The organism is Janthinobacterium sp. PC23-8, assembly GCF_002250505.1.
GTDB lineage: Bacteria > Pseudomonadota > Gammaproteobacteria > Burkholderiales > Burkholderiaceae_D > Janthinobacterium.
Genome location: NZ_NJGY01000004.1, coordinates 577,236 through 591,265, shown reverse-complemented (window position 1 = coordinate 591,265; position 14,030 = coordinate 577,236). Strand labels below are relative to the sequence as shown.

The following is a 14,030-nucleotide window of genomic DNA, read 5'->3' as shown; positions in this document are numbered from 1 at the left end:
GAACACCCATGAACGATCTCGATACGATTACCCACTTTATCAACGGCGCCAAAGTCGACACCCGGAGCGGGCGCTACGGCGACGTGTACAACCCCGCCCTGGGCGAGCCGGTGGCGAGGGTCGCGCTGGGCACGCTTGAGGACGTCGACACGGCCGTGCAAGCGGCGGCCGCCGCCTTTCCGTCGTGGTCGGCCACGCCGCCCTTGACCCGTGCACGGGTGCTGTTTCGCTACCTGCAGCTGTGCCAGCAGCACACCGATGAATTTGCCGCCATGCTCACGCGTGAACATGGCAAGACCTTTGCCGACGCCCAGGGGGAGGTGGCGCGCGGCATCGAGATGGTCGAGTTTGCCGTCGGCATACCGCAATTGCTGAAAGGCGAATTCACGGACCAGATTTCGCGCGGCATCGACGCCTGGTCGATGCGCCAGGCGCTCGGCGTGGTGGCCGGCATCACGCCCTTCAATTTCCCGGTGATGGTGCCGATGTGGATGTTCCCGGTGGCAATTGCCTGCGGCAATACCTTTGTCCTGAAGCCGTCCGAGCGCGATCCGTCGGCCTCGCTGCTGCATGCGAAATTGCTGAAAGAGGCGGGCCTGCCCGATGGCGTGTTCAACGTGGTGCAGGGCGACAAGGTCACGGTTGACGCCCTGCTCGATCACCCGGTGGTGCAGGCCATCAGCTTTGTCGGTTCGACCCCGATTGCCGAATATATCTATGCGCGCGGCAGCGCCAGCGGCAAGCGCGTCCAAGCCTTGGGCGGCGCGAAAAACCATATGGTGGTGATGCCCGACGCCGACATGGACATGACGGTCGACGCGCTGATCGGCGCGGCCTACGGTTCGGCCGGCGAGCGCTGCATGGCCATTTCGGTGGTGGTGGCCGTCGGCGACGCGGGCGACAAATTGATCAACGCACTGGCAACGCGCACGGCCGCACTGAAAGTACGCGATGGCATGGCCGACGGTGCGGAAATGGGTCCGGTGGTGTCTCTTGCCGCCAAGCAGCGCATCGAAAAACTGATCGCCTCGGGCGTGGAGCAGGGCGCGACCCTGGTCGTCGATGGCCGCAACCACGTGGTGGTGGGGCGCGAAAACGGCTTCTTTGTCGGCGGCACGCTGTTTGACCATGTGACGCCCGACATGAGCATCTACAAGGAAGAAATTTTTGGCCCCGTGCTGTGCATGCTGCGCGCGCCCGACGTGGTGCATGCGGTAGAGCTGATCAACGCCAACGAGTACGGCAATGGCGTGGCCATCTACACGCGCGACGGCGGCGTGGCGCGCGAATTCGTGCGCCAGATCCAGGTCGGCATGGTTGGCGTCAATGTGCCGCTGCCGGTGCCGATGGCCTTCAACAGTTTCGGCGGCTGGAAGCGCAGCATGTTCGGCGACCACCATGCGTACGGCCCCGAAGGCGTGCGCTTCTACACGCGCCACAAGGCCGTGATGCAGCGCTGGCCCAATACCGCCAGCGCTGGTGTGGAATTTGCTTTTCCACAGATGAAGTAAGGGCGTCACCCGTCACCCACCATTGACCGTAGCGAACAAGAGGAAAGCGTGATGATCGAATCCCTGCGTTATTTGCCGCCCCCCGAGCTGCCCGGCGCTGAACTGGCCGGCCACTTCACCGACCTGGCGCCGCCCTTGACGGCGCGCCAGGCCGCCATCGAAAGCGCGCGCTGCCTGTATTGCTACGATGCGCCGTGCAGCCGCATCTGTCCGTCCGAGATCGACGTGGCCAGCTTTATCCGCAATATCCATGACAAGAACATCAATGGCGCGGCGGTCGGCATCCTGAAAAGCAATATCCTGGGCGGCAGCTGTGCCCGCGTCTGCCCGACAGAAATCCTGTGCGAAGACGTCTGCGTGCGCAACCACGACGCCGAAGGCCAGCCCGTGAAAATCGGCCTCTTGCAGCGCTATGCGGTCGACCACATGCGGTTCGCCAGCCATCCGTTCAAGCGCGCCGCCGCCACCGGCAAGACCATCGCCATTGTCGGCGCCGGCCCGGCCGGCCTGTCGTGCGCGCACCGCCTGGCCATGCTGGGCCATGACGTGGTGATCTTTGAAAAGGAAGGCAAGGCCGGCGGCCTCAATGAATACGGCATCGCCAAATACAAGCTGACCGACAACTTCGCGCAGAAGGAAGTGGAGTTTTTGCTCGGGATCGGCGGCATCAGCATCCGATGTAGCCAGGTGCTCGGTGAAAATGTGCAGCTGCGCGAGCTGCATGCGCAGTACGACGCCGTGTTCCTGGGGCTGGGACTGGGCGCCAGCCGCCAGCTGGGCCTGACGGGCGAAGATGCGCCGGGTTTGCTGGCCGCCGTCGACTATATCAGCGCGCTGCGCCAGGCCGACGACCTGGCCGCGCTGCCGGTGCCCAAGCGCGCCATCGTGATTGGCGCCGGCAATACGGCCATCGACATGGCGGTGCAGATCCAGCGCCTGGGCGCCGAAGAAGTCACGCTGGTCTACCGCCGCGGTTTCGACGCCATGACGGCCACCCACCATGAACAGGAGATCGCCAAGGCCAACCAGGTACGCATGCTGACCTGGGCCCAGCCGCAGCAGGTGCTGTTGAACAGCGAGGGCAAGGTGGCCGGCATGCGCTTTGAAAGAACCCGCATGGACGGCGCGCGTTTGATGGGCACGGGCGAGACGATGGACGTGGTGGCCGACGCCATCTTCAAGGCCATCGGCCAGAGCCTCGATACGCAGGTGCTGAACGACCCGATGGCAGCGCTCTTGCGGCGCGAAGGCGACAAGATCTTTGTTGACGCCGGTTTTCGCACGGTGCTGCCGGGCATCTATGCGGGCGGCGACTGCGTGGCGCCGGGGCAGGACCTGACGGTGCAAGCCGTCCAGCATGGCAAGCTGGCCGCACTGGCCATCCATGCCGATCTTCTCAACAAAGTGGAGGCTGCATAATGGCTGATCTGAGCATCGAATTTTGCGGCATCAAGGCGCCGAACCCTTTCTGGCTGGCCTCCGCGCCGCCGACCGACAAGGCCTACAATGTGGTGCGCGCGTTTGAAGCGGGGTGGGGCGGCGTGGTGTGGAAAACCCTGGGCGAAGACCCGGCCGCCGTCAATGTTTCGTCGCGTTATTCCGCCCTGTACGGCAAGAACCGCGAAGTGGTCGGCTTCAACAATATCGAGCTCATTACCGACCGCTCCCTGGAAATCAACCTGCGCGAAATCACGCAGGTGAAAAAGGACTGGCCCGACCGCGCCATGATCGTCTCCTTGATGCTGCCGTGCGAAGAGCACTACTGGGCCGATATTTTGCCGAAGGTGGAAGCGACGGGCGCCGACGGCATCGAGCTCAATTTCGGCTGCCCGCACGGCATGCCGGAGCGGGGCATGGGCGCGGCCGTGGGCCAGGTGCCAGAGTACGTGCAGATGGTCACCGCCTGGTGCAAGAAGCACAGCAAATTGCCGGTGATCGTCAAGCTCACGCCCAATATCACCGACGTGCGCATGCCGGCGCGTGCGGCCAAGGCCGGCGGCGCCGACGCGGTATCGTTGATCAACACCATCAACTCGATTACCTCGCTGGACCTGGACCGCATGGTGGCCTTGCCGATAGTCGGCGGCGCCAGCACCCACGGCGGCTATTGCGGCGCGGCCGTCAAGCCGATCGCGCTCAATATGGTGGCCGAAATCGCCCGCGATCCGCTAACGCGCGGCCTGCCGATTTCCGGCATCGGCGGCATCGGCAACTGGCGCGACGCGGCCGAATTCCTGGCCCTGGGCGCCGGCTGCGTGCAGGTCTGCACGGCCGCCATGCTGCATGGTTTCCGTATCGTCGACGAGATGAAGGACGGCCTGTCGCGCTGGATGGACGAGAAAGGCTATGCGCGCATCAGCGACTTTGCCGGCAAGGCCGTGGCCAACACGACGGACTGGAAATACCTGGACATGAATTACCAGGTGATCGCGCAGATCAACCAGGACGACTGCATCAAATGCGGCAAGTGCTATGTGGCCTGCGAAGACACCTCGCACCAGTCGATCGCGCAGCTGATCGACGCCGCCGGCACGCGCACCTACGAGGTGATCAAGGAAGAATGCGTGGGCTGCAACCTGTGCGAAATCACCTGTCCGGTGCAGGGCTGCATCACCATGGTGCCGCAAGCAACAGGCAAGCCCTACATGAACTGGACGCAAGACCCCAGAAACCCGCGGGCGGTGCTGGAAACGGTATAGGGCACGATTTTTGCGTGTGTTTATTTATAAACATTCCCCGTTGATTGCGGTAAGCTCGATTGCTTGATGCAATCGTCTTTGTCGCAAATCCTTTTCCCGTATCCCGTATCCGCTACCGATGGAGTCTACCCGTGAACCACGACTATTCAGGCAACACGCAGCTATGGAATGAAGACCTGGCGCCCACCACGGCGGCCCAGCGTACCTGGCGCTGGTATCACTTCGCCGCCCTGTGGGTCGGCATGGTGATGTGCATTCCCGCCTACACCCTGTCGGCCAGCCTGATCGACAGCGGCATGTCCGGCTACCAGGCCGTGCTGACGGTGTTCCTGGCCAACGCCATCGTGCTGCTGCCGATGCTGCTGATCGGCCATGCAGGCACCAAATACGGCATTCCGTATGCGGTGCTGGCGCGTTCCTCGTTCGGCACCAGCGGCGCGCGCCTGCCGGCCCTGATGCGCGCGATTGTCGCCTGTGGCTGGTACGGCATCCAGACCTGGTTCGGCGGCCAGATGATCTATACGCTGATGGGCGTGCTGGCCGGCCATGAGCTGGGCGGCGAGAAGATCGCCGGCCTGGGCATCAACGGCAGCCAGCTGCTGTGCTTCCTGGCGTTCTGGGCCATCCAGTTCTATTACATCCTGCATGGCATGGAGGCGATCCGCAAACTGGAAACCTATACCGCCCCCTTGAAAATCCTGATCTGCTTCGTGCTGCTGTACTGGGTGCACAGCAAGGCCGGCGGCGTGGGCAGCCTGCTCGACCAGCCCTCGCAATTCGTCGAAGGCGGCAAGAAGGCCGGCCAGTTCTGGATCGTGTTCTGGCCGTCCTTGACGGCCATGGTGGGCTTCTGGGCCACGCTGGCGCTGAACATTCCCGACTTCACGCGCTTTGCCAAGACCCAGCGCGACCAGATCATCGGCCAGTCGGTCGGCTTGCCGGTGCCGATGGGCTTGCTCGCCATGCTGGCCGTGATCGTCACTGCCGGTTCTGTCGTCATGTACGGCAAGGCCATATGGGACCCGGTCGACCTGGCCAGCCGCATGACGGGCGCCGCCGTGCTGATCGCGCTGATCATCCTGCTGATCGATACCGTCAGCGTCAACCTTGCCGCCAACCTGGTCGGCCCTGCGTATGACTTTTCGTCGCTGGCGCCGAAGCAGATCTCGTACAAGATGGGCGGCTATATCACGGCCTTTATCGCCATCGTCATGATGCCGTGGAAGGTGCTCGAATCGACGCAAGGCTATATCTTCACCTGGCTGATCGGCTATTCGGCGCTGCTCGGTCCCATCGCCGGCATCCTGATCGTCGACTATTACTTTGTCCGTAAAACCGAACTCGACGTCAAGCAGCTGTACCGCGACGATGGTGTCTACTCGTACGGCAATGGCTGGAACATGGCCGCGCTGGTGGCTTTTGTGATCGCCGTGCTGCCCAACATTCCGGGCTTCCTGAACGCTGCTTTCCCCGCCGCGTTTCCGGGCGTGGGCGAGACGTTCAAAACCATTTACACCTACGCCTGGTTTGTCGGCGTGGCGATTGCCGCCGTGGTCTACGGCGTCATGATGAAGGGCAAGTCGCCGGTGCGCGTGCAGCAGGCGCCGCTGGCCTGATCAGTTTCACCATGGAGGAGACAAGCATGACTACACTGATACGCGGCGGCACCGTCGTCAACGCCGACCGGGCCTTTCGCGCCGATGTGCTGATCGAAGGCGATCTGATCGCCGCCGTTGGCGACCATCTTGCCGTCCCTGCGGGCGCCACCGTCATCGATGCGGCCGGCCTGTATGTGATGCCGGGCGGGATAGACACGCACACCCACATGAATCTGCCCTTCATGGGCACGGTCACCTCCGACGACTTTTTCACCGGTACGGCGGCGGGTCTGGCCGGTGGCACCACCACCATCATGGATTTCGTCATTCCCGCGCCGAAGCAGTCGCTGATCGAGGCCTATCACCAGTGGCGCGCGTGGTCGGCCAAGGCGGCCGGCGACTATACCTTTCACGTGGCGATCACCTGGTGGAGCGAGCAGGTGCATGAAGAGATGGGTGTGCTGGTGCGCGAGCATGGGGTGAACAGCTTCAAGCATTTCATGGCCTACAAGAACGCCATCATGGCCGACGATGAAACCCTGATCAAGAGTTTTACCCGCTCGCTGGAGTTGGGCGCCCTACCCACCGTGCATGCGGAAAACGGCGAACTGGTCTACCAGCTGCAGCAGGACCTGCTGAAAAAAGGCATCACGGGGCCACAGGCGCACCCGCTGTCGCGCCCGCCGGCGGTGGAAGCGGAAGCGGCCAACCGCGCCATCGCCATCGCCAATGTCTTGAACACCCCCGTGTATATCGTGCATGTCTCGTGCGCCGAGTCGCTCGACGCGATCACGCGCGCGCGCGCCAATGGCCAGCGCGTGTATGGCGAGGCGCTGGCCGGCCACCTGGTGATCGACGACAGCGTGTATCAGGGCGACGATTTCGACTACGTGGCCGGCCACGTCATGAGCCCGCCGTTTCGCGGCAAGCACCACCAGGCGGCGCTGTGGCACGGCCTGCAAAGCGGCAACCTGCACACCACCGCCACCGACCATTGCACCTTCTGCGCCGGGCAGAAAGCGGCCGGCAAGATTGACTTCACGCGCATCCCGAACGGCTGCGGCGGCGTCGAGGAACGCATGGCGGTGGTGTGGGACGCCGGTGTCAATTCCGGCACCTTGACGCCATCCGAATTCGTCAAGGTCAGTTCGACCAATGCGGCGCAGATCTTCAATATCTATCCGCGCAAGGGCATAGTCGCCGTCGGCAGCGACGCCGATATCGTGCTGTGGGACCCGCAGGCCACGCGCACGATTTCCGCCGCCACCCAGTTTGCGCGAGGCGGCTTCAATGTTTTCGAAGGGCGCACCGTGCGCGGCATTCCCGTCACCACGATTGCCGCCGGCAAGGTGGTGTTCCACCAGGGCGAACTGATGGCGGTGGAAGGAGCGGGGCGCTATATCGAACGCCCGGCTTTTTCCGCCGCCACCGTATAACAAAGGAGTTATTGATGACTGAACCACGTATCAACGGCGAACGACTGTGGGCGGCCCTGATGGAACTGGCGCAGATCGGCGCGACAGCAAAAGGCGGCGTCAAGCGCCTGGCGCTGACCGACCTCGACAAAGAGGGCCGCGACCTGGTGGTGCGCTGGGGCCGCGAGGCCGGCATGAGTATCACCATCGACCAGATCGGCAATGTCTTCATGCGCCGCGACGGGGTGGACAATTCATTGCCGCCGGTGATGACGGGCAGCCATATCGACACCCAGCCCACCGGCGGCAAGTTCGATGGCAACTATGGCGTGCTGGCGGGCCTGGAAGTGGTGCGCACCCTGAACGACCTGAAGATCAAGACCCAGGCGCCGATCGAGGTGGCCTTCTGGACCAACGAAGAAGGTTCGCGCTTCGTGCCCGTGATGATGGGTTCGGGCGTGTTCTGCGGCGCGTTTTCGCTAGCGACCGCGTATGCGGCGAAAGACACCGAAGGCAAGACGGTCGGCGAAGAGCTGGAACGTATCGGCTACAAGGGCCCGCAAGTGCCGGGTGATCATCCCATCGGCGCCTACTTTGAAACCCATATCGAGCAGGGTCCGGTGCTGGAAGACGCCGACAAGGTGATCGGCGTGGTGCCGGCCGTGATGGGCCTGCGCTGGTACGACTGCACCGTCAACGGCATGGAGGCGCACGCGGGCCCCACGCCGATGGGCCTGCGCAAGGATGCGCTGCAGGTCGCCACCGGCATCATGCAGGAAGTCGTGGCGATTGCCCACCGCTACCCACCGTATGGGCGTGGCACGGTCGGCATGGTGCAGGTATTCCCGAACAGCCGCAACGTGATCCCCGGTGAAGTCAAATTCAGCATCGACCTGCGCAATGTGAATGACGAGCTGCTGGGTACCATGGACGCCGATATCCGCGCCTTTATCGGCCGCACCCAGGCCACCACCGGCCTGGACATCACCATCGAGCAGGTGTCGTATTTTGCGCCGACGCCGTTCCACCCCGACTGCGTGGGCGCGGTGCGCAACGCCACCGAAAAGCTCGGTTATTCCGTGATGGACGTGGTCTCGGGCGCTGGCCACGACGCCATCTATGCGGCGCGCCTGGCGCCGGCCGGCATGATCTTCGTGCCCTGCAAGGACGGCATCAGCCACAATGAAATCGAGGACGCCAAGCCCGAACACCTGGAAGCGGGTTGCAATGTGCTGCTGCTGGCGATGCTGGAGCGGGCCCGCGTGGTTTCCTGAGGACCAAGGCGTTATCAGGGCATGCGCGGCATGCGCAAGGGCCGCGATACCGCCGATAGCGACAGGCCCAGGACCCAGGCCTGCGCTGCCAGTTCGGTGATCGCGGCGCGCGGTACACGGGCGGTCAGCGTTGCGGCGCCGTCTGCGGTATTGATGCCCCATCGTTCCAGCATCTGCTTCTGCTGATCGTCCAGGGGAATGGCAACATCGAGAAACACCGTCAGCGGCAGCCCGCCCGCTTCATCGGGCACAAGCAGGGCTGCCGCGAGGGCGCTGTCGAGTTTATGATCATTCACGCGAGCTCCCGAAAATGGATTCCGAACCATAAGGCAGATTGCCAAGCAGCAGGATGAAATCAGCGTCAGCCGGCGTTCTCCTGTTTACTACCCAGTACAAAGGGTAGTTTAGCCGCGTCGATCAGTCCGCCGCCCCATTTGTTGTCAAACGTGGTGCCGGACTGGCCTGGAATACTGCTGATCTTGCGCAAGATATCCTTGGCATGCGCGGGATCGAGTTCGGCATCCTGTTGCAGCAGCAATGCCATCAGGCCTGTGATGAACGGTGTGGCCATGCTGGTCCCCGCCATGACACGGAAATGTTCGCGGAAGATATCGCGTCGCCTGGCCGGACTGTCCTTCGACAGGCAAGACACGATCATGGCGCCGGGGGCGGTGACATCGGGTTTTGCCTGCATGTTGCGCAATGGCCCCTCGCTGCTGAATTCGGAAATGGTATCTGGCGCGAAACCGACGTCCTGATGCTGCATGTCGATGTCATTCCATTGCGCGCGTGAGGTATAGGCAGCGACAGTGATGGCCGAGGCAGCGGCGCCGGGTGAGCCGATCTTCATGGAGTCGCTGACTGCCGCGCCCGTGAAAATGACGCTCGCAGCCTGGCTGTCGTCCATTATCCAGGCGTGGATCGTGGCTGGCTTTTTCGCCACGTTACGCAGCAGCAGTTTCCATACGCCGCTGTTCACATCGGCTTGCCGCTGGCCCTGCAGGTCGACCACGAACTGATGATCGCCATTGGCAAGATTTGGCGGCGGGGAGGCGACGGTGACGGCCGCGTCGGGCAACTGGTACGATTTTGCGTTATTGCCCTGGCGGATGACTGCCTGGAATGGCGTACTGACGCCCAGCGGGGAGACCAGTGCGATCTCGATGCCGGCGTCGCCATCGTACCAGCCGTTCAGCGTGATATTGCGAATCGTCGCGGGGACGCGAAAGCGTATTTCCTGTGTCGCCAGTGCCGCGACAACGGCCGTGGCATGGATATCGTCGGTGCCTTCATTGCCGGCGGCACAGCAAACGAGTCGGCCCGGACCGGATTGCTCATCGATGATGCGTGACAGCGGATCGCTGCCATCATGGGCGTCGAAATGTCCGCCCAGGCTCAGGTTGATGACGGCTGGACGATTGAGCTCGCTGGCGATGCGGAAGATATAGCGCACGGCATCGGCAATATGGGCGTTCATGAAACTCGTTTTGACGATAATGAATTCCGCCTCGGGCGCAACGCCGCAAAACATCGCATCGGCTCCGCCGGCGATGCCGGCGACATGGGTACCATGGCCATGATCGTCGCGCGAGATGCTGAACAGGCCGGGCGTCAGCTCGGCGCCGTACCCGCCTTCCTTGACGCCATCGCCGCGCAACTGCTGGTCCCAGATACGCAGGATGCGTCCCTTGAATGCCTCATGGCTGGCGTCGATGCCGGTGTCGATAATGCCGACAATGACATTCTTCCCTCCTGTCTGTGCCTCGCCGCGCCATTGCGTTACATGTGTCATTTCCCCTGCGACATCCAATTTGGGTTGCAGGTAGCGGCTCGGCAGTATGCGCTTGATGGCTGCGTCCTGCGATAACGCGTCGAGGCTGGCGAATGGCAGGATCGCGGTACGAAAACGACCTTCGGACTGGTTGATGCGGATGTCGTGCTGCGCCAGGTGATCGAGGCTGGCGTTCGGGTCGCAGTCGAGAAACACGACCGTGCGCATGGGTTTGCTGGTGCCGACCGAAGGCACCAGACCCATGGTCTGCATTTGCGGCATCAGTCCGGTTTCTCCTTGTGACTGAAAATTTTCCATCGCCACCATCAAACCGGGGGCTATTTTTTCATGGTTCATGTTTGTCTCCTGTTGAATTCCTGGTGATATGTTCTACGTGCAACAACAGGAATGTCGGTGATAGGGACGTAAAGTATGGGCGCGGTCTTCTGCAGGTCTTTGCGCCAGATCTAGATTGAAACCGAATGTCGTATCGATGTGGTTACCGTGCTGGACAGGCAGACAATGCTATGCTTGGCGCTGATTTTTGTCGGACTATGCCATGCAGCAGCACTTCCCCCGCTCCGCCCCAGGCCAGCATGCAATGTTGTTTGCCGAGGGCAATGACCACTTGAACAAAGGCGACGCTGTCGCCGCCGTGCGCTGTTTTTTGCACGCCCATGCATTGGCTCCCGATAAGGTCGAAATACTGGCCAATCTCGGCTATGCGCAGGAGCAGGCGGGCATGTGGGCCGCAGCTGCAGACAGTTACCGCCAGGCGCTGGCGCTGCGCCATGACAGCGTGCAGATCATGCAGAACCTGGCCATGCTGCTGCTTAAATCCAAACAATTTGTCGAAGCGGAAGCCTTGTGCCGGCGCGCGCTGCAAGCACAGCCGGACGAGGCCGGCGCATGGTCGAACCTGGGCGTGCTGCTTGCTTGCCTGCAGCGCGAAACACAGGCCGAACAATGCTATCGCGCGGCGCTGGAGCGCGATCCGCTGCATGGCAAGGCGCGCTTCAACCTCGCGTATCTGCTGCTGCGCCAGGGCCGTCTGGAGGAAGGCTGGCAGATGCTGGAGGGACGTGCATTGCCCGATATCTTCGGCGCGTTTTTTAACTGTCCGCGCTGGTCCGGCGAGCCCTTGTCCGGCCGTGCGATTGTCGTCTGCCTGGAAGCAGGGCAGGGTGACATGATCCAGTTCTGCCGCTATTGCAGCGTGTTGAAGCAGGCTGGCGCGTATGTGGCGCTGGTCTGCCATCCCGCATTGAAAACGTTGTTGACGAGCTTGCCCGGCGTCGACCAGGTGTTTTCTTCCGCAGAAGCCATCCCTGGCGCGCGCTGGGATTTCTGGGTTCCATTGCTTAGTTTGCCTGGCCTGTGTGGCACGCGCCTTCACACCATTCCCGCGCCTGTTCCCTACCTGGCCGCCGACCCTGCGCTGGCAGCGCGATGGAAGACACGCTTGCCTTCCAATGGCATGAAAGTCGGCCTGGCCTGGAAGGGTAACCCGGCCTTCGAAAACGATGCCGACCGTTCGCTGCCGTCACTCGATACGCTGGCGCCGCTCGGTGCGCTGCAGGGACTGGCCCTGATCAGCCTGCAAAAAGGAGCAGGCCAGGAGGACCGCTCGGATTTTCTGGACATGCTCCATCCGGTAGCTGCCTTGCGTGATTTTTCCGATACCGCCGCTGTGATCGCCAACCTGGACCTGGTGATCAGCGTCGATACGGCCGTGGCCCACCTGGCTGGCGCCTTGGGCAAGCAGTGCTGGCTGCTGCTGCCCGACTATCGCGCCGACTGGCGCTGGCTGGCGGGACGCTGCGATACTGCGTGGTATCCGTCCATGCGCCTGTTTCGCCAGCCTTCGATCGGTGGCTGGGCGCCGTTGATCACGCACGTTGCGGCGGAACTGGCGCACTGGCGCCAGCTACACGGTTAGCTTTTCGGCTGGAAATTGCGCAAGAAATGCAGCAGCGCCTGCGCCGCAATATCGGCGTCGTCGGCCGTCATGGTTTCCAGCGGATTGTGGCTGATGCCGCCATTGCCGCAGCGCGTAAACAGCATGGCCACGTCGGTGATGGCGGCCATGGCCATGGCGTCGTGGCCGGCGCCGGACAGCAGGCTGCAAGGCACAACATCGACGGCGCTCACGGCTGACTCAAGCTGCGCCATCAGCCATGGCGCACACGGCGCCGCGCGGGCCGACAGCAGCAGTTCGAGTTCGACGTCGATCTGGCGCCGCGCGCAGATGGCGGTGATGCCGGCGAGGATGTCGTCGACGGCGCTTTGACGCACGCTGTCGCTGGCGGCGCGGATATCGAGCGACAAGTGGCAGGCGCCGGCGATCACGTTGACGGAGCCATTGGGCACGTTTAACTGGCCGACGGTGCCGACCAGCGCCTCGCCCTGGCCGCAGCGCTGCTCGACCAGCAAAATGATTTCGGCGGCGGCGCTGGCCGCGTCACGGCGCATGGTCATCGGCGTGGTGCCCGCATGGCTGGCCGTGCCGCTCAATCTGACCAGGTAGCGCGAGCTGCCGGCGATCGCCGTCACCACGCCCAGCGGCAAATCGCGTTCCAACAGCACCGGGCCCTGTTCGATATGCACCTCCACGTAGCCGAGCAGATTGTGCGGGTCGCGTGCGATGGACACTATCGTGCTGGCGTCATGGCCGGCCGCAGCCAGCGCCTCGCGCATGCTCACGCCATCGGCGTCACGCTGCTCGAGCAGCGACAGGTCGAAATTGCCCGTCACAGCCGTGCTGCCTAAAAACGTGCTCTTGAAGCGCACCCCTTCTTCTTCGGCAAAGCCGACGATTTCAAAGTGGAAGGGCAGCCGTTCGCCCTGTTCATGCAGATGGCGCACCACGGCAATTGGCAGCACGATGCCCAGGCGCCCATCGTATTTGCCGCCATTGCGCACGGTGTCATAGTGCGAACCGGTCATCAGGGTTTTCGCCCCCGGCACGCTAGACTCATAACGTCCCACCACATTGCCGACCGCGTCGATGGTGACCTGCATGCCCGCCTGGCGCATCCAGTCGGCCAGTTGCGCGGCCGTCTGCCGGTGGGCCGGCGTCATGTAGGCGCAGGTCAGGTTGTCGCTGCTGTCGCTGTGCTCGGCCATGGTTTCGCAGTGGCGCATGATGGCCGGACCAAAAGCCAGGCGCACGTCCAACAGTTCGTTCAGGCGCAGCTCGGCGATGCGTTTGATCTGGCGCAGCGACTCGATCAGCTCGTCGGCGCGGCGGTTTTTCAGGCGCCGCGCAAACGTGGCGATGATGTCCTGGCGCGTCAGGCCTTCGCCGGTTGGCCCTTTCACGGCCAGGATAAACGGGAAGCCGAACTTGGCCTTGTAGTCGTGGTTCAGCCGCTGCAGGGAGGCGAATTGTTCGGCGCTGCACAGGTGCAGGCCCGATGTGGCCTGCTCGCGCGTGGACTCGGCCGTCAGCTGGCCGGCAATCGCCGCCTTGCCGGCCAGCTCCGGGTGGGCACGGATCAGGCCCAGCTGTTCTTCGGGCGAGGCCTCGTCCAGCACCCGCTGCAGTTCGCGCTTGAGCGCCGTCAGGCTGGCAAACGGCCGTGCTGCTGCGGCGCGCCGGGCGATCCAGGGCGAGTGTTCATAGATGCCGTGCAGCTGTTCTACAAACTGTTCGGTGCTGCTGGCGTTCAGGTCGGAAAGTGAGGTCATGGAGATCCAATCATGGAAGCGGTAATGATAGCGCGCGGGCGCAGCGGGCGCCATATGCGGTGGTTGATAATG

10 protein-coding genes are annotated in these 14,030 nt (G+C 63.0%); 7 read left to right on the top strand and 3 right to left on the bottom strand.

Annotation, left to right across the window (positions count from 1 at the left end; all coding sequences use genetic code 11):
• The first annotated feature begins 8 nt into the window (after positions 1-8).
• From CD932_RS26155 to CD932_RS26130, 6 genes are all read left to right on the top strand, one after another.
• Positions 9-1,511 (top strand): CoA-acylating methylmalonate-semialdehyde dehydrogenase, encoded by a 1,503-nt coding sequence (locus CD932_RS26155; protein ID WP_094445782.1) that lies wholly within the window; start codon positions 9-11, stop codon positions 1,509-1,511.
• Positions 1,512-1,562: 51 nt separating this feature from the next.
• Complete coding sequence (locus CD932_RS26150; RefSeq protein ID WP_176461145.1) at positions 1,563-2,930, top strand: NAD(P)-dependent oxidoreductase; 1,368 nt, start codon at positions 1,563-1,565, stop codon at positions 2,928-2,930.
• Positions 2,930-4,210 (top strand): NAD-dependent dihydropyrimidine dehydrogenase subunit PreA, encoded by a 1,281-nt coding sequence (preA, locus tag CD932_RS26145; protein ID WP_217907372.1) that lies wholly within the window; start codon positions 2,930-2,932, stop codon positions 4,208-4,210. The genes CD932_RS26150 and preA overlap by 1 nt, the downstream gene beginning before the upstream one ends.
• 131 nt (positions 4,211-4,341) lie before the next feature.
• Positions 4,342-5,826: an NCS1 family nucleobase:cation symporter-1 gene (locus tag CD932_RS26140; RefSeq protein WP_094445779.1), complete on the top strand. Its 1,485-nt coding sequence runs from the start codon at positions 4,342-4,344 to the stop codon at positions 5,824-5,826.
• 26 nt (positions 5,827-5,852) lie between these two features.
• Positions 5,853-7,244, top strand: coding sequence for a dihydropyrimidinase (gene hydA, locus CD932_RS26135; RefSeq protein ID WP_094445778.1), 1,392 nt, complete (start codon positions 5,853-5,855; stop codon positions 7,242-7,244).
• A gap of 14 nt (positions 7,245-7,258) precedes the next feature.
• Entirely contained in the window at positions 7,259-8,497 is a 1,239-nt protein-coding gene (locus tag CD932_RS26130) for a Zn-dependent hydrolase (RefSeq protein ID WP_094445777.1), read from the top strand.
• A gap of 14 nt (positions 8,498-8,511) precedes the next feature.
• Here CD932_RS26130 and CD932_RS26125 read toward each other — a convergent pair whose 3' ends face one another.
• The gene (locus CD932_RS26125; RefSeq protein ID WP_094445776.1) at positions 8,512-8,793 is read right to left on the bottom strand and encodes a hypothetical protein; all 282 of its coding nucleotides are present in this window, start codon (positions 8,791-8,793) and stop codon (positions 8,512-8,514) included.
• 65 nt (positions 8,794-8,858) lie between these two features.
• Positions 8,859-10,625 (bottom strand): S8 family serine peptidase, encoded by a 1,767-nt coding sequence (locus CD932_RS26120; RefSeq protein WP_094445775.1) that lies wholly within the window; start codon positions 10,623-10,625, stop codon positions 8,859-8,861.
• Between the two features lie 244 nt (positions 10,626-10,869).
• Between CD932_RS26120 and CD932_RS26115 the strand changes: the two genes are divergently transcribed.
• Complete coding sequence (locus CD932_RS26115; RefSeq protein ID WP_094445774.1) at positions 10,870-12,207, top strand: tetratricopeptide repeat protein; 1,338 nt, start codon at positions 10,870-10,872, stop codon at positions 12,205-12,207.
• Here the strand turns inward: CD932_RS26115 and CD932_RS26110 are convergent.
• Complete coding sequence (locus CD932_RS26110; RefSeq protein ID WP_094445886.1) at positions 12,204-13,958, bottom strand: allantoate amidohydrolase; 1,755 nt, start codon at positions 13,956-13,958, stop codon at positions 12,204-12,206. The two genes, CD932_RS26115 and CD932_RS26110, sit on opposite strands and share 4 nt — an antisense overlap.
• Between the last annotated feature and the right edge of the window lie 72 nt (positions 13,959-14,030).